The sequence below is a fragment of the Segeticoccus sp. genome (assembly GCF_035708005.1).
This window is the reverse complement of the sequence record NZ_DASSTI010000058.1, coordinates 1-14,872: the sequence shown is the minus strand read 5'-3', so window position 1 is coordinate 14,872 and position 14,872 is coordinate 1. Positions and strand designations below refer to the sequence as shown.

The 14,872-nt window shown below is 72.6% G+C and carries 16 protein-coding genes, 1 tRNA gene and 1 pseudogene; 11 read left to right on the top strand and 7 right to left on the bottom strand.

Annotated features, from left to right (window positions below; translation table 11 throughout):
• Nucleotides 1–312 precede the first annotated feature (312 nt).
• On the bottom strand, nucleotides 313–609 hold the full coding sequence (locus tag VFL99_RS06635; protein WP_325105547.1) for a hypothetical protein: 297 nt from the start codon (nucleotides 607–609) through the stop codon (nucleotides 313–315).
• Nucleotides 606–1,085, bottom strand: coding sequence for a DUF3099 domain-containing protein (locus VFL99_RS06630; RefSeq protein WP_325105546.1), 480 nt, complete (start codon nucleotides 1,083–1,085; stop codon nucleotides 606–608). Before VFL99_RS06630 ends, VFL99_RS06635 begins: the two co-directional genes overlap by 4 nt.
• Before the next feature lie 345 nt (nucleotides 1,086–1,430).
• Between VFL99_RS06630 and fabG the strand changes: the two genes are divergently transcribed.
• From fabG to VFL99_RS06615, 3 genes are read left to right on the top strand one after another with little or no spacing between them, the layout of a single operon-like run.
• Nucleotides 1,431–2,141, top strand: coding sequence for a 3-oxoacyl-ACP reductase FabG (fabG, locus tag VFL99_RS06625; protein ID WP_325105545.1), 711 nt, complete (start codon nucleotides 1,431–1,433; stop codon nucleotides 2,139–2,141).
• Nucleotides 2,142–2,183: 42 nt separating this feature from the next.
• Nucleotides 2,184–2,945 (top strand): enoyl-ACP reductase FabI, encoded by a 762-nt coding sequence (fabI, locus tag VFL99_RS06620; protein ID WP_325105544.1) that lies wholly within the window; start codon nucleotides 2,184–2,186, stop codon nucleotides 2,943–2,945.
• 8 nt (nucleotides 2,946–2,953) lie between these two features.
• Nucleotides 2,954–4,015, top strand: coding sequence for a P1 family peptidase (locus VFL99_RS06615; protein WP_325105543.1), 1,062 nt, complete (start codon nucleotides 2,954–2,956; stop codon nucleotides 4,013–4,015).
• A 12-nt stretch (nucleotides 4,016–4,027) separates the two neighbouring features.
• Here VFL99_RS06615 and VFL99_RS06610 read toward each other — a convergent pair whose 3' ends face one another.
• Nucleotides 4,028–4,963: a LysR family transcriptional regulator gene (locus VFL99_RS06610; RefSeq protein WP_325105542.1), complete on the bottom strand. Its 936-nt coding sequence runs from the start codon at nucleotides 4,961–4,963 to the stop codon at nucleotides 4,028–4,030.
• A gap of 114 nt (nucleotides 4,964–5,077) precedes the next feature.
• Here VFL99_RS06610 and VFL99_RS06605 point away from each other — a divergent pair, with 114 nt between their 5' ends.
• The 3 genes from VFL99_RS06605 to ubiG are packed head-to-tail and all read left to right on the top strand — an operon-like array spanning nucleotide 5,078 to nucleotide 8,170.
• Nucleotides 5,078–6,364, top strand: coding sequence for an aromatic ring-hydroxylating oxygenase subunit alpha (locus VFL99_RS06605; protein ID WP_325105541.1), 1,287 nt, complete (start codon nucleotides 5,078–5,080; stop codon nucleotides 6,362–6,364).
• Nucleotides 6,361–7,446: an FAD-binding oxidoreductase gene (locus tag VFL99_RS06600; RefSeq protein ID WP_325105540.1), complete on the top strand. Its 1,086-nt coding sequence runs from the start codon at nucleotides 6,361–6,363 to the stop codon at nucleotides 7,444–7,446. Before VFL99_RS06605 ends, VFL99_RS06600 begins: the two co-directional genes overlap by 4 nt.
• Nucleotides 7,427–8,170 (top strand): bifunctional 2-polyprenyl-6-hydroxyphenol methylase/3-demethylubiquinol 3-O-methyltransferase UbiG, encoded by a 744-nt coding sequence (ubiG, locus tag VFL99_RS06595; RefSeq protein WP_325105539.1) that lies wholly within the window; start codon nucleotides 7,427–7,429, stop codon nucleotides 8,168–8,170. The genes VFL99_RS06600 and ubiG overlap by 20 nt, the downstream gene beginning before the upstream one ends.
• On the opposite strand, the gene VFL99_RS06590 is transcribed toward ubiG, so the two are convergent.
• A tRNA-Leu gene (locus tag VFL99_RS06590) sits at nucleotides 8,149–8,236 on the bottom strand. The two genes, ubiG and VFL99_RS06590, sit on opposite strands and share 22 nt — an antisense overlap.
• A gap of 118 nt (nucleotides 8,237–8,354) precedes the next feature.
• Nucleotides 8,355–9,875, bottom strand: a complete 1,521-nt coding sequence (locus VFL99_RS06585) for a glycosyltransferase family 39 protein (RefSeq protein WP_325105538.1) — start codon at nucleotides 9,873–9,875, stop codon at nucleotides 8,355–8,357.
• Nucleotides 9,876–9,942: 67 nt separating this feature from the next.
• On the opposite strand from VFL99_RS06585, the gene mmuM reads away from it, so the two are divergent.
• Complete coding sequence (gene mmuM, locus VFL99_RS06580; protein WP_325105537.1) at nucleotides 9,943–10,851, top strand: homocysteine S-methyltransferase; 909 nt, start codon at nucleotides 9,943–9,945, stop codon at nucleotides 10,849–10,851.
• Here the strand turns inward: mmuM and VFL99_RS06575 are convergent.
• A complete protein-coding gene (locus tag VFL99_RS06575) occupies nucleotides 10,817–11,968 on the bottom strand; it encodes a glycosyltransferase (RefSeq protein ID WP_325105536.1) in 1,152 nt (383 codons plus the stop codon). The genes mmuM and VFL99_RS06575 overlap by 35 nt on opposite strands.
• 156 nt (nucleotides 11,969–12,124) lie before the next feature.
• Here VFL99_RS06575 and VFL99_RS06570 point away from each other — a divergent pair, with 156 nt between their 5' ends.
• From VFL99_RS06570 to VFL99_RS06560, 3 genes are read left to right on the top strand one after another with little or no spacing between them, the layout of a single operon-like run.
• A complete protein-coding gene (locus VFL99_RS06570; protein WP_325105535.1) occupies nucleotides 12,125–12,568 on the top strand; it encodes an OsmC family peroxiredoxin in 444 nt (147 codons plus the stop codon).
• A complete protein-coding gene (locus VFL99_RS06565) occupies nucleotides 12,569–13,039 on the top strand; it encodes a hypothetical protein (RefSeq protein WP_325105534.1) in 471 nt (156 codons plus the stop codon).
• Between the two features lie 45 nt (nucleotides 13,040–13,084).
• Nucleotides 13,085–14,401, top strand: a complete 1,317-nt coding sequence (locus VFL99_RS06560) for a M20/M25/M40 family metallo-hydrolase (protein ID WP_325105533.1) — start codon at nucleotides 13,085–13,087, stop codon at nucleotides 14,399–14,401.
• A gap of 39 nt (nucleotides 14,402–14,440) precedes the next feature.
• On the opposite strand, the gene VFL99_RS06555 is transcribed toward VFL99_RS06560, so the two are convergent.
• A complete protein-coding gene (locus VFL99_RS06555) occupies nucleotides 14,441–14,626 on the bottom strand; it encodes a DUF5703 family protein (RefSeq protein ID WP_325105532.1) in 186 nt (61 codons plus the stop codon).
• A 37-nt stretch (nucleotides 14,627–14,663) separates the two neighbouring features.
• Here VFL99_RS06555 and VFL99_RS06550 point away from each other — a divergent pair.
• Nucleotides 14,664–14,872: pseudogene (locus VFL99_RS06550) on the top strand (hypothetical protein); the annotation flags it as partial.

Below are 14,872 nucleotides of genomic sequence, written 5' to 3'. Positions count from 1 at the left end.
TCCACCAGATGCCCCCACGGTTGCGATCACCCACCGGGCCAGCGCACCCGGGGTCTCAGACCGCGTCCCCATCTGACTCTGAAACTCTCGCAACCCCACGCGATCCGAACTGATGTTCGAAGCCTAGCAGGCGTGGACGACCACCACAACCCCTCATCCCCAGCGGGCCACGAATCCGCGGAGAGAGAGGACGCACGACTTGTGACTGGGGGATACGTGGCCACGTGGCTCGGAGCCCGGGCGCGCCCGGCGAGACTGCGCCGACGCAGGACCGGCCGCCCCCATCAGTCACATCGGCGGGGTGCGTCCACGCTACCCGTGGGCGTCGGTGAGCTCCTCGGGCGGGATGACGTCCTTCAGGAAGCCCCGCAGTGACAGGAAGTCCGACAGATAGGTGAGGTGCTCTTCGCAGGCCAGCCACACCTTCCGGCGGTCCGCGTCGTGCAGCTTGGGGTTGTTCCACAGGAGTGCGTGCCGGGCCTGCGCGCGGCACCCCTTCGCGCTGCAGACCAGACCCTCTGGTCCGGCCGAGCCCGCCGACGCGAACGTCCCGGACGACGCGGACGGATCGAACGCACCGGACGACGGGGGCGGGAAGGGGAAGCTCACCGCGGGTTGGAGGGATGAGGCGGACGTTGCTGGGCCTGCGGTCCCCCCTGCCCGGGCGTACCTGGCCCCTCGCCACGCCGCGGGCCCCCGTTCCACGGACCGGACTGCGGATCACCGGACTGCCCCCCGGACGGCCCGCCGGCCTGAGCCTCGGTCGGCGCCCCGTCGTCGAGCTGCCGGCGCGACTTGCCGGACGGCGTCAGCGGCGAGGCCTGGCGGACCCCGCGGCCTCGGGTGGCGTTCGCCATGACGACCGCGATGTAGGGAAGGATCAGCGCGCCCACGGCGCAGATCCAGCCGATGATCATCCAGTGCAGGTAGTAGATGAACACGAACGCCAGCACGAAGCACAGCGTCCGAATGGCCATCGAGGTGAAGTACCTGACCATCCGGTCGTGTTGGTCGTCACGCGGGGAGATCGGGGCGTTCGTCACCGAGTGGATGGCCCCCCGGTGCCCGTGTGGCGACTTGTTCACACCTCCACGATAGGCCCCGGTTCGACCCCGGGCAGGCGCGCACCCACCGCCGGTCGAGAGCGGTATGGCCGGTGACCGTCACCCAGGTGCCGCGACGCGGGGAGCGGCGGTATGCCGGTCACCGTCACCCAGGTGCCGCGACCCCCACCCGGCGGGGTGCCGACCCGCCCGGAACGACGTCGAGGCGCGCCCGGAGCGCCGACGAGAGGTGCCTGCGGGAGGAGGCTCTCGGCATACCGGCCGGTCGTCGGATAGCGTCCGGGTGCAGCGCGGCACCTGCCGTCCCGGACCGGGAGGCCGGCTCCTGCGCGACCGACGCGACGCCGACCGACCGACGGAGGACCGATGACAGCCCGCAACGTGCTCGTGACCGGAGGCAACCGGGGGATCGGGCTGGCCACGGCCAAGGCGTTCGCCGAGGCCGGCGACCACGTCGTCATCGCGCACCGCAAGGGGGACGAGGTCGAGGGACTGCAGGCGGTGAAGTGCGACGTCGGGGACACCACGTCGGTGGACCAGGCGTTCAGCGAGGCCGAGGAGCTGCTCGGCGGCCCGATCGAGGTCGTCATCGCCAACGCCGGCATCAACCGGGACACCCTGCTGATGCGGATGACCGACGAGGAGTTCGACCAGGTCATCAACACCAACCTCGCGGGCGCATTCCGCTGTGCCCGCCGCGCCAGCAAGGGCATGATCCGCCTCCGCAAGGGCCGGATCGTCCTCATCTCGAGCGTCGTCGGGCTCTACGGCTCACCGGGGCAGACGAACTACGCGGCGAGCAAGGCCGGTCTCGTCGGCCTGGCCAGGGCCATCACCCGCGAGCTCGGCGGCCGCGGGATCACCGCCAACGTCGTCGCGCCGGGCTTCATCGACACCGAGATGACCCGCGAGCTGCCCGAGGACCGGCAGAAGCAGTACCTCGCCACCATCCCGGCGGGCCGGTTCGCCGAGCCCGAGGAGGTGGCCCGGGTGGTGCGGTTCGTCGCCTCCGACGACGCCGCCTACATCTCCGGTGCGGTCATCCCGGTCGACGGCGGCCTGGGCATGGGCCACTGACGACGGCCGGCACCCGGAAACCATCACGCGGAAAGGAAGTTCATGGCTCTGCTCGACGGCAAGAAGCTGCTCATCACGGGGGTTCTCATGGACTCCTCGATCGCCTTCCACGTGGCGAAGATCGCCCAGGAGGAGGGCGCGCAGGTGGTGCTGACCTCCTTCGGTCGCACCATGAAGATCACCCAGACGATCGCCAAGCGGCTCCCCGAGACGCCGCCGGTCATCGAGCTGGACGTGACCAACCAGGAGCACCTGGACACCCTCGCCGACCGTGCCCGCGAGCACCTCGACGGTCTGGACGGGGTGCTGCACTCCATCGGCTTCGCACCGCAGGGTGCCTTCAACTTCATGGAGGCCACCTGGGAGGACGTGTCCCAGGCACTGCACGCGTCGGCCTACTCCCTGAAGGCGCTGGCGACGGCCAGCCTGCCGCTGATGTCCGCAGGCGGCAGCGTCGTGGGCCTCACCTTCGACGCGAAGTTCGCGTGGCCGGTCTACGACTGGATGGGCGTCGCCAAGGCGGCCTTCGAGTCGACGAGCCGCTACCTCGCCCGTGACCTCGGGTCGAAGCAGATCCGGTGCAACCTGGTCTCCGCCGGCCCCGTGCGGACGACGGCGGCCAAGTCGATCCCGGGGTTCGAGCAGTTCGAGAACACGTGGAACGAGCGCGCCCCCCTCGGCTGGGACGTCAAGGACCCGGTGCCCCCGGCCCGGGCCTGCGCCGCGCTGCTGTCCGACTGGTTCCCCGCCACGACCGGCGAGATCGTGCACGTCGACGGCGGCGTGCACGCGATGGGCCAGTAGCGGCCGCCGTGCCGTCCGACCCGCCAGGGCCCTCCTCGACGCGGGCCCGCGCCCGCGACCTCGGCATCGCGCCGGGCACCCTGCCCGCCGGGCCGACCAACACACTGACCGACGTGCCGGGCGTGCGCGTCGGGCACACCACGGTCGACGACGGCGGGGACCTGCACACCGGCGTCACCGCCGTGGTGCCGGAGGCCGTCGACCGGCCGGACGGGCGCCTTCGCGCGGGCCTGTGCGTGGGCAACGGCTTCGGCAAGCTCATCGGCGCCACCCAGCTCCTGGAGCTCGGGGAGATCGAGACGCCGGTGCTGCTGACCGGCACCCTGTCCGCCTTCCGTGTCGCCGACGCCCTGGTCACCCACATGATCGGTATGCCGGGAGCTCACCACGTGCGCACCCTCAACCCGGTCGTCGGGGAGACCAACGACGGCTTCCTGTCCGACATCCGGAGACGCCCGGTCACCGAGGACCACGTCCTCGCCGCGATCCGCTCGGCCGGCTCGGGGCCGGTCGCCGAGGGCTGCGTCGGCGCGGGAACCGGCACCGTCGCGCTGGGCTTCAAGGGCGGCATCGGCAGCGCCTCGCGGGTCGTCGAGCTCGGCGGCGTCGGCCTGACCACGCTCGGTGTCCTGGTCCAGACCAACTTCTCGGGCACGCTCACCGTCCTCGGGGTCCCGGTGCCGGCCGACGAGGTGTTGGCGCACCCGACGCCACACCCCGACGGCAACTCCTGCATGGTCGTCGTCGCGGTGGACGCCCCGTTGGACGGGCGCCAGCTCGGGCGACTGGCGCGCCGTGCCGTGTTCGGGCTCGCCCGGGTGGGATCCGACTACGCCACTGGCAGCGGGGACTACGCGGTGGCCCTCGCGACCTCGACCGAGCCTTCGCAGGTGCGCGACGAGGACCTGGACCCGCTCTTCCGGGCGGCGCTCGAGGCGGTCGAGGAAGCCGTCCTCAACTCGCTCTTCCGGGCGCACACCACCCGAGGGCACCATGGGCACGTGAGCCACGAGGTGCCCCTCGAGGTCGTCGTCGAGCGGTGCCGGCGCGCCGGGGTGCTCAGCCGCTGACCGTCGTGCTGCTCAGCCGCTGACCGCCGTCGCCCGGTTCGCCTCCCGGGCGCGGGCCGCCAGCTCCTCCAGCGCGCTGAGGGCGGTGGCGATCGCGGGCTGGGCGTCACTGCCTCGCCGGACGCTGGTGAGGATGTGCCGGGACGGCGTGGGGTCGCCGCGCAGGGGCACCCGCGCGATGTCGTAGCCGGCGGGGAGCCGGGCGAGCCGCGGCACGAGCGCGACGCCAAGGCCTGCCGCCACGAGCGCCGCGCCGGTGTCCCACTCGGCCGCCTGGTGGGCGACCGCGGGGGTGAAACCCGCTGCCGCACAAGCCGTCAGGACCAGCTGGTGGTACGGCTTGCCGGGCCGGTCCATGATCCAGGGTTCGCCGGCAGTGTCGGCGAGGTGCACCGACGGCTGGGCCGCCAGGCGGTGCCCGGCATGCACGAGCAGGTCCAACGGGTCCTCCAGCAGCGGCCGCTGTGCGAAGCGTGGATCGATGCTCGGCGGCAACGAGGCCGTCGCCACCACGACGGCGACGTCGGCCTCATCGGCCAGCAGCAGGTCGAAGCACTCCTCGGGGTCGGCCTCGATGATCCGCACGGCCCACCCCGGGTGGGCGCCGTGGACCTGGGCGGCGACGCGGGGGAGCAGTGCCGCCGCAGCCGTCGAGAAGCCAGACAGCCGAAGGGTCCCCATGCCCTCACCACCGGCCTGGGCGACCTCGGCGCGGATCTGCTCCCACCGGGCATACAGCTCGTCGGCGTGCGCGAGCAGGACCCGCGCCGCGGGGGTGAGCCGGATCCCGCGTCCCTGCTGGACGAGCAACGGCACCCCGAGCTCCTGGGCGAGGCTGCGCAGCTGGTGGGAGACGGCCGAGGGGGTGTAGCTGAGCGCACGCGCGGCGGCGGTCACGGTACCGTGCGAGGCGACCATGCGCAGGACGTGCAACCGGTGGTCGATCATCCAATGATTTTGCACGGCATCGTGGCAAAACGTTCGCTTCCGTTCAGGAATCGCCGGACGGAAACTGGCGGTGTCGCTTCGACCACCATGTCCGCCCGCGTGCAGGAGCAGCGCATGACCACGCTCGTTCCCTCGTCCCTCGACACCGTTCCCGTGCCGCTCGCCGACGGCCCGGCCCAGCTCGTCGCCCGCCGCGTCCCCGGACGCTCGCTGGAGGCGCCGTTCTACACCAGCCCCGAGTTCTTCGACCTGGACGTGGCGGCGGTCTTCGCCCGCTCGTGGATCTTCGTGGCCACGGAGGCCGAGGTCCGCGAGCCGGGTGACTTCGTCACCATCGAGCTCGGCAACCGGTCCGTCATCCTCGTGCGCGGCGACGACGGCCGGGTCCGCGCCCTGCACAACGTCTGCCGACACCGTGGGTCGCGGGTGCTCACCGAGCCGAAGGGCTCGGTCGGCAACATCGTCTGTGGCTACCACCAGTGGACCTACGGCACCGACGGCAGCCTGCGGCACGCCGGTGACCAACCGGCCGGCTTCGACCCGACCTGCTTCGGCCTCAAGCCCGTGCACGTGCGCAGCGTCAGCGGGCTGCTGTTCATCTGCCTCGCCGACGAGCCGCCGTCGGACTTCGACGACGTGGCCGGTCGCCTGGAGCCGTACCTGCGGCCCCACCAGCTGCGCCGCACCAAGGTCGCCGCCCAGGAGGACCTCGTGGAGCGGGGCAACTGGAAGCTGGTGATGGAGAACAACCGCGAGTGCTACCACTGCGAGAACGGCCATCCGGAACTCACCTGCACGTTCTTCCCCACCTACGGCTACACGTTCGAGCAGATTCCGGACCGGCTGCTCCCCGCCCACGCCCGCTACCTGCGCGCCGAGTCCGCGCTCGAGCGCGCCTGCCGGGAGCGGGACATGCCATATGCCGCCATCGAGGAGCTCTCCGGGCGGCCCACCGGGTTCCGGGTGCAGCGCGAGGCCCTGGACGGCGCGGGGGAGTCCTACACCCGGGACGGGGTCGCGGCCTCGCGCAAGCTGCTCGCCGACTTCGACACCCCGCGCCTGGGGCGGCTCTCGCTGCACCTGCAGCCGAACAGCTGGTTCCACTTCCTCGCCGACCACGCGGTGACGTTCACCGTCCTGCCCGTGGCCCCCGACCAGACCCTCGTCCGCACCACCTGGCTCGTGCACGAGGACGCCGAGCAGGGGGTCGACTACGACCTCGACACCCTCACCGAGGTGTGGCACCAGACCAACCGCCAGGACGGCACGTTCGTGGCGCGCGCCCAGGCGGGGGTGGGTGACCCGGCCTACGAACCGGGGCCGTACGCCACCAACGAGTACCAGGTCGACGCGTTCTGCACCTGGTACATCGAGCGGCTGAAGGAGCACTTGCAGGTATGACGGACACGTTGCTTCCCAGCGCGGTCGCCGGACTCACCTACCAGCCGGAGGCGATCGAGGCCGAGCTCGTCTGCACGGCGGTGCGCGACGAGACCCACGACGTGAAGACCATTGTGCTCGCACGTGATTCGGCGGAGCCGCTGGCCTTCCTCCCGGGGCAGTACCTGACCGTCACCGTGGAGGTCGACGGAGAGCAGCTGCAGCGGTGCTACTCCATCGCGTCGGCGTCGACGGGCGCTGCTGAGGTCTCCCTCACCGTGAAACGCACTGCGGGAGGGCCGGTTTCGAGTTGGCTGCACGACCACCTGCAGCCCGGCGACCGGCTCCAGGTGGCGGGGCCGTTCGGGGTGTTCAGCCACGCCGTCCACCCCGCGGAGAAGTACCTGCTGCTGTCCGCGGGCAGCGGGATCACCCCGGTGATGTCGATGTTGCGCACCCTGGCCCACCGGGGAGAGGCCGCCGACGTGGTGTTCGTGCACAGTGCCCGCACGCCCGCGGACATCATCTTCCGCCATGAGCTCGAGCAGCTCGCCACCCTGCCGGGCTGCTCGGTGACGGTGGTGTGCGAGAGCGAGCTCCCTGGTGAGGCGTGGAGCGGGCCGACCGGCCTGCTGTCCCTGCGCACGTTGCTCACGGTCGCTCCCGACGCGTACGACCGCGAGGTGTTCACCTGCGGCCCGCCCGGCTACATGCGCGCCGTCCGGGACCTGCTCGAGCTGGCGGCGGTGGACCCGGAGCGGTGCCACGAGGAGAACTTCGACCTCGCCGCCCGGGCGGGGGACACGGTCGACGACGGGGTCGAGCCGCCGGCCGGTGGTGAGCGGTATGCCGTGCGCTTCCTGCGCACCGAACGCACCGTGGAGTGCCACGCCGGCGAGACGATCCTCGCGGCGGCTCGCCGGCACGGGTTGCCACTGCCCTCGATGTGCACCCAAGGCATGTGCGGCACCTGCCTCACGTCGCTGGTCGAGGGGCAGGTGGACATGCAGCACGCCGGCGGCATCTCCCGGCGCCAGGTGGACGAGGGCAAGATCCTCGCCTGCTGTTCCCGGCCGCTCGGGGATGTCACGCTGGACGCCTGAGGTCCGTCCGAGGGCGGAGGCGCCGCCGTGCCGGTTCCGCTACTTCCAACGTGTGCTGAGCCGGCAGGGTCTGGACCCGCGTGGCCTGCGCGCCCTCGACATCGGCTCGGGAGGTGGCTTCCTGGCCGAGGAGTTCGCCCGCCTCGGCTGCCGAGTCCTGGGCGTCGACCCGTCCGCGGCGTCCGTGGCGACCGCCCGCCGCCACGCGGGGGAGTCCGGCCTGGACATCGACTACCGCGTGGGATCGGGTGAGCACCTGCCCGTGGACGACGGCGAGTTCGAGCTCGCCTACTGCTGCGACGTGCTCGAGCACGTCTCCGACCTCGAGGCCGTCCTGCGCGAGGTGGCGCGCGCCCTGGCCCCGGGAGGACTGTTCCTGTTCGACACGATCAACCGCACCCGGCGGAGCCAGGTCGTCGTCATCAAGATGGTCCAGGAGTGGAGGTGGACCCGGTTCACCGACGTGGCGCTCCACGCGTGGGACCTGTTCATCACGCCGAGCGAGCTGGAGACGGCCCTCGGGGGCGCAGGCTTCCGGTTCGGCGAGGTGGTCGGTCTCGGAACCCGCGCGGGGAAGGGGAGGCTGCTGGTGGACCTGGTGCGGGCCAGACGCGGGACGATCAGCTACGGCGAGCTGAGCCGGCGCATGGACCTGGGCCAGGTGAAGAGCCTCGGTGTGTCCTACATGGGATATGCCACTGCTGGTGTCCGAGGGGGGACTTGAACCCCCACCCTCTATACGAGGACTAGCACCTCAAGCTAGCGCGTCTGCCTATTCCGCCACCCGGACGTGGGTACGTCGCACGTGCCTCTGAGCACCTGCGACGTCCCGGAACGATAGCACGCGAACGCCCTCCGCCACGAACCCGCGGGAGCCGGCCACGCGAGGTTCTCGCTGCGGACGAGCCTCAGTTCAGGTGGCGCAGCTGCGGCCACAGCACGGCCCAGCTGGACGCCGGGCGGCACAGCAGGACGGGCAGGCCCTGCTCCTGGTTGTCGAGCCCGACCCCGTTGTCCACGACCGCGAGCCGGCGGCAGTGCGTGAAGTGCGGCGCCAGGTCCCTGGGCCCGCCGTAGCCGAGCACCAGGGCATGGGTCGCCGACGCCGGCGGCCGGCCCCAGTCGGCGAATCCGTTGTGCCCGCTGTAGGCACGAGGAAGGCCCGCGCTCGAGCCGAGCAGGTCGATCGCTCCCGCCTCGCCGTAGTTGGCGGTGAAGATCGCGGTGTGCTCGCGGGTCGACGCGGGAAGCGAGGTCCACGCCCGCCCGACCGTCGCGATGAACCGGGGCCAGCCGACGGTCTCGCCCTGGTCGGGGTTCAGCGCCATCGCGGGGCTGCCCTGCAAGGCGGTGGCGGGCAGCAGCGGCAGCGCGATGACGGCGTTGACCACCAGGGACAGCGCCACCGCGACCGTGAGCACACCGGTCCGCAGCCCCGCGCCCGCCCGACCGCACCAGTCGGCGACGGGGAGCACTCCGAAGCCGAGCAGCAGGGGGTACAGGCTCGCCAGGTAGTACGCCTTCCCGTCACCGACCAGGTAGGCGAGCGCCACGACCACGTAGGTGACCGGGACGAACCGCAGCGGTCGCAGCCCAGCGCGGCGCCAGGGCGCGACCAGCCCCGCGACCCAGACCGGCACCAGCACCGGGCTGACCATGACCAGCTGGAACGGGATGAACCCGAGTCGGCCGCCCTCGGCCGAGCCACCGACGTGGGCAGCGACGGCCAGCTGCGGCCAGCCGTGCGTCGCCTGCCACACGAGGTAGGGAGCAGCCAGGGCGACGGCCGCCGCCACCCCCGCGTACAGCCACGGCGACCGCAACGGCCAGCGTGGCCCGAGCGCCACCAGGGCAGCCACCGCGACGAGGGTCACGAACGCCACCTGGGGCTTGGCCTCCGTGCCCACGCCCGCTGCGACACCGGCCCAGAACAGGGCCGGGCCGCTCCGCCGCTGCACGGCCCGCACCAGCAGGAACCCGACGACCGTCGTCGCCAGCACGTCATACGTCGTCGTGCTGACGATGTGACCGGTGGCCAGCACGAACCCGGAGGTCGCGGCGCAGCAGGCCGCCACCACCTGCGCCCGCCGCCCTCCACCGAGCTCCCTGGCGACGAGCGCGGCGAGGGCGGTGATGGTGCCCGCGGCGAGGGCGGAAGGGAGCCGGAGGACGACCAGCGCCTCCGGCGCGAGGTGGTTCATCGCCCAGGCCAGCAGGGGCACCAGCGGCGGCTGGTCCGGGTAGCCGGCCGCCGGGTGGCCACCGGCCGCGAGGAAGTACAGCTCGTCCCGGTGGTAGCCGTACCGGGTGCTCGTCGCGACGAGCGCCACGCACTGGGCGAGCGCCGCCACGACGGCCCAGCCCGCCAGCCCGGTCCGGGCCACGGGCATCCCCCGCACGCCTGGAGTCGCCACCTGCGTCGTGCTCACTGCCACAGGGTGGCACCGGGGAACCCCGCGGGGAAGGCGTCTCACGACAGCCGGGGAGACTGGTGCGGTGATCGCCGCACCGCCGCACGCCAGCAGCGCCTCGCCCGTCCTGCTCGACGGCGGGATGTCCAACGCGCTGGAGGACCGCGGCCAGGACGTGACCGGCGCGCTCTGGACGGCGCGGCTGCTGCGCGACGCCCCTGAGGAGATCGCCGCGGTGCACCGCGCCTACTACCGGGCGGGTGCCCGGGTCGTGACCACAGCGAGCTACCAGGCGAGCGTCCCGGGGTTCATGGACGCCGGCGTGGATCGGGCGGAGGCGGAGCGCCTGGTCCGGCGGAGCGTCACCCTGGCTCGTGACGTGCGCGACGAGCTGGCCGCCGACGGCCGGACCCGCTGGGTGGCGGCCTCGGTCGGTCCGTACGGCGCGGTGCTCGCCGACGGCTCGGAGTACCGCGGACGGTATTCCGTCTCCCGCGCCCTCCTGCACGACTTCCACCGCTCGCGGATGGAGCTGCTCGCGGAGGCCGGACCGGACTTCCTCGCCGTCGAGACCATCCCCGACCGGGACGAGGCCGAGGTCCTCGTGGAGATCCTGCAGGAGCTCGGGCTGCCGGCGTGGTTCTCCTACTCCGCCGGGGACGGTCACACCCGGGCCGGCCAGCCGCTGGCGGACGCCTTCGCCGTCGCGGCATCGGCGCCGTCGGTGTTCGCGGTGGGCGTCAACTGCTGTGCGCCCGGTGACGTCCTCGAGGCCGTGCGGCTGGCCGTCGCCACCACCGGCCGTCCCGCCGTCGCCTACCCCAACAGCGGTGAGCAGTGGGATGCCACGCTCCGCCGCTGGCGTGGGGGAGCGGCCTTCGACGTCGGGCTCGTGCCCGTCTGGGTGGAGGCCGGCGCCGCCTACGTCGGTGGGTGCTGCCGCGTCGGCCCGCCGACGATCAGCGCCGTGGCGCGGCGGCTCGCGACGGAATGACCCGTCCCTTCCAGGCGCCCCCGCGGCCACGCAGGTGGCGCCACGCGCTGTCCACGGTCATCCCGGCATACAGCACAGCGACGAGGGGCAGCACCGGTGCCCACCACGAGGGCACCCGGTGCAGCCGCAGCAGCGGCACGTAGGTGACCGACATGAGCAGCCAAGCCGCCCCGCCCAGGGCGGCCAGCAGCCCGCGCCCGAGGGCGAGCCCGGCGACGAGCGCGACGGGCGGTACGGCATACACCAGCAGCAGGCCGACCACCGTCCCGAGCAGGAGGAGGGGAGAGTGGCGCAGCTGCGTGTAGGCACTGCGGGCCACCATCTGCGACAGGTCGGCGAGCCGCGGGTAGGGACGGATGCTCAGCACGTCGGGGGCCACGCCGAGCCAGGTGCGCCCACCCCGCTTGAGCAGCCGGCCGAGGGCCACGTCGTCGATGAGCGCGCCCCGGATCGCGGCCAGCCCGCCGGCCCGCTCGAGGGCCGCGCGCCGCACCAGCATGCAGCCACCCGCAGCCGCGGCCGTGCGCCCCGGCCCGTTGACCCGCGGGAACGGGTAGAGCTGGGCGAAGAAGTAGACGAACGCCGGCACGAGCAGCCGCTCCCAGGACGACTCGGTCCGCAGCCGCACCATCTGCGAGACGAGGTCCAGCTCCCGCTCCGTCGCCGCCTGCACGAGACGGGTGACCGAGTGCGGCGGGTGCACGATGTCGGCGTCGGTGAACAGCAGGTAGTCCGGCTCGCCGGCCGCCGCGACCCCGCGCGCCATCGCGGCGACCTTGCCGGACCAGCCCGCCGGAGGACCGCAGCTGTGGGCCACGTCGGTGCGCACGCGTGCGGTGCCGGCCCTCGCGGCGAGGTCACCGGTGCCGTCCGTGCTCGCGTCGTCGACGACCAGCACCCGGAATGGCCCGCGGTAGTCCTGCCCCACCAGCCCGGCCAGTGCCCGGGGCAGGACCTCGGCCTCGTTGCGGGCGGGCAGGATCGCCACGACGCTGGGCCACCGCGCGGGGTCGCTGCCCACCGGTGCGAGCGCCGGCGGGCGCCAGAAGCGGCCGTGCCCCACGACGAGGTAGACCCACACCAGCAGGCTCACCCCTGCGACGACCTCGGCCACCATGCCGCTGATCCTCCCAGCCGCCGGCACCTCCCGCCCGGCGCCGGTACCCGGGGGCGCCGAGGGCCGTCCCTTTTGCACGGGCGCACCCGGTCTGGCGCGGCCACGGTGGGCAGGGCAGCATGAGGAGGGCCAACCACCGATCGAAGGGAGCACACCATGCCGCTCGCCGAGCGCAGCGCCGAGGCCGTCTGGGAGGGCAACCTGGCCGGGGGAAAGGGCACCGTCACCCCCGCGACCGGCGCCTTCGACACCCTGCCGGTGTCCTGGGCCGCCCGCACCGAACAGCCGGGGGGCAAGACCAGCCCGGAGGAGCTCGCCGCCGCGGCGCACGCCTCCTGCTACTCGATGGCCCTGAGCAACGTGCTCGACCAGCGCGGTGCTGCGCCCGAGCGCCTCACCGTGTCCTCCACGGTCACCCTCGACAAGGTCGACGACGCACCGACCGTCGTCTCCTCGGCGTTGACCGTGCGCGGACGCGTGCCGGGGCTCGACGAGGCCGGGTTCAAGGAGGCTGCCGAGGAAGCAGCAGCCGGATGCCCCATCTCCCGGCTGTTCGCCGGAGCGAAGATCACCGTCGACGCCACCCTGGACAACGCGTAGGTGTCGCACACGGCTGCCGCGGCAGTCACCGGCCTGCTGATCTTCGCCGCCTCGGTCTGGCTCGGTGGCTACGTCGCCATCGCCGTGGTCGCCCGCGTCGCCACCAGCACCATGGAACCGGCGACGCGGGCGACGTTCTTCCGGGGGCTCGGGCGCAGTTACGGCGTCGTCGGGACCGTCGCCCTCGCGGTCGCCTACGGCAGCGGCGCCGCGCTGCTGTTCGGCCGATCCTGGAGCCCGCTGCTCATCGTCAGCGTGCTGGTGGCTGCGGCCCTCGTGCTCACGACCGCCTACGGGGTGCGGCAGGCGCGCAAGATGGGTCGGCTGCGGCGCCGGTCGTTCGATGAGCCCGATGACCGGACCCTCGGCCGCCGGGTGCGGGCCGGCGCCCGCCGGGCCGCCGCGCTGCGCGCCGGCATCGGGGTGCTCAGCGTGACGTTGCTGGCCCTCGGCGTCGCGCTGGCCACCTGACCCACGTCGGTCCCGACGGACGAAACCCCAACTAGGGTGGCGGCCATGAGCGAAGCCCAGTCCGACGTCGTCCGCATCTGCCGTGACCTGATCCGCATCGACACCAGCAACTTCGGTGACGGCAGCGGTCCCGGTGAGCGCAAGGCCGCCGAGTACGTGACCGGCCTGCTCACCGAGGTGGGCCTGGAGCCCACCGTCCTCGAGAGCGACCCCGGCCGCACCAGCGTGCTCGTGCGGGTCGAGGGCAGCGACCCCGAGCGGTCCGCACTCTGCCTGCACGGCCACCTCGACGTCGTCCCCGCCAACGCGGCCGACTGGCAGGTCGACCCCTTCGCCGCCGAGCTGCGCGACGGCTGCGTCTGGGGCCGCGGCGCGGTGGACATGAAGGACATGGACGCCATGCTGCTCGCCAACCTGCGCGAGCTGGCACGCAGCGGACGCAAGCCCTCGCGCGACCTCGTGTTCGCCTTCTTCGCCGACGAGGAGGCCGGCGGCGTCCACGGCAGCCACTGGGTCACCGACCACCACCCCGAGCTGTTCAAGGGGGTCTCGGAGGCGATCAGCGAGGTCGGCGGCTACAGCGTCACCGTGCCCGCGGCCGAGTCCGGCAAGCCGACGCGCGCCTACCTGCTGCAGACCGCCGAGAAGGGCATTGCGTGGCTGCGGCTGCGGGCCCACGGGCGGGCCGGGCACGGCTCGGTCCCCAACGGCGAGAACGCGATCGTCCGCCTCGCGCAAGCCATCGCCCGGATCGACGCGCACGTCTGGCCCCGGCAGTACATCGCCTCCGTGCGTCAGCTGCTGGACGGCCTCAGCGCCCTCACCGGGACGCCGTATGCCGACACGGACCTGTCCGCACTCCTCGGCCACCTCGGAGGCGCCCGCGGGTTCGTCGAGGGCACCCTGCAGGACACAGCGAACCTCACCATGCTGGAGTCCGGCTACAAGCACAACGTCGTGCCGCAGACCGCGACGGCGAGCCTGGACTGCCGGTTCCTGCCCGGGCACGAGGACGACCTGATGGACACGGTGCGGGAGCTCGCCGGTGACCACGTCGACGTGGAGGTGGTCCACCACGACATCGCCCTGGACGCGCCGTTCGAGGGCCACCTCGTGGACCGGATGAAGTCGGCGCTGCTCGCCGAGGACCCCGAGGCCTCCGTGCTGCCCTACTGCCTGTCCGGCGGCACGGACAACAAGGCGCTCAAGAAGCTCGGCATCACCGGCTACGGGTTCGCGCCCCTGCGGCTGCCGGCGGACCTGGACTTCGCCCCGATGTTCCACGGCATCGACGAGCGCGTTCCGGTGGACGCCCTGGAGTTCGGGACCCGCGTGCTCGGGCGCCTGCTCGCCGACTGCTGAGGCGAGCAGCCGGGTCGACCCTCCGCGGTCCCGCGTCGGTCAGGCAGTGCGTTGCACCCGGATGATCTTGCGACGCAACCAGACCCGGCGGGCGCCGCCCCAGTAGAGACGGACCCGCGACAGCTCCCAGTGGCCGTACTCCGCATGGTCCGTCAGCACGCGTCGGACCTCGCCGCGCGTGGACCCCCGGGGGAACGTCACCACGTGGTATTCGTACTCGACCACCTCACCATTCTGGCGGCGAAACCGATACCTTCAAGTCATGACCGACCCGCGAGCCGCGCTGTCCTCCCTCGTTGCCGCCCTCGAGCGGCACCTCGAGGCGTCCGCTTCTCGCCGAGGCGAGAACGACCCCACCGTCGTCGCTGCCTACCAGGACCTCGCCGACGCCTTCGACGCCTATGACGACGCGCTCCTCGACGCCTACGGGGAGGTCACCCCGCTCGAGGTCTACGGCGAGGACGATGACGA

Excerpts from the sequence above, each read along its gene's own strand:
- fabG (WP_325105545.1), top strand. The coding sequence starts at position 1,431 with ATGACAGCCCGCAACGTGCTCGTGACCGGAGGCAACCGGGGGATCGGG.
- fabI (WP_325105544.1), top strand. The coding sequence starts at position 2,184 with ATGGCTCTGCTCGACGGCAAGAAGCTGCTCATCACGGGGGTTCTCATG.
- VFL99_RS06610 (WP_325105542.1), bottom strand. The coding sequence starts at position 4,963 with ATGATCGACCACCGGTTGCACGTCCTGCGCATGGTCGCCTCGCACGGT.
- VFL99_RS06605 (WP_325105541.1), top strand. The coding sequence starts at position 5,078 with ATGACCACGCTCGTTCCCTCGTCCCTCGACACCGTTCCCGTGCCGCTC.
- VFL99_RS06600 (WP_325105540.1), top strand. The coding sequence starts at position 6,361 with ATGACGGACACGTTGCTTCCCAGCGCGGTCGCCGGACTCACCTACCAG.
- ubiG (WP_325105539.1), top strand. The coding sequence starts at position 7,427 with ATGTCACGCTGGACGCCTGAGGTCCGTCCGAGGGCGGAGGCGCCGCCG.
- VFL99_RS06575 (WP_325105536.1), bottom strand. The coding sequence starts at position 11,968 with ATGGTGGCCGAGGTCGTCGCAGGGGTGAGCCTGCTGGTGTGGGTCTAC.
- VFL99_RS06570 (WP_325105535.1), top strand. The coding sequence starts at position 12,125 with ATGCCGCTCGCCGAGCGCAGCGCCGAGGCCGTCTGGGAGGGCAACCTG.
- VFL99_RS06560 (WP_325105533.1), top strand. The coding sequence starts at position 13,085 with ATGAGCGAAGCCCAGTCCGACGTCGTCCGCATCTGCCGTGACCTGATC.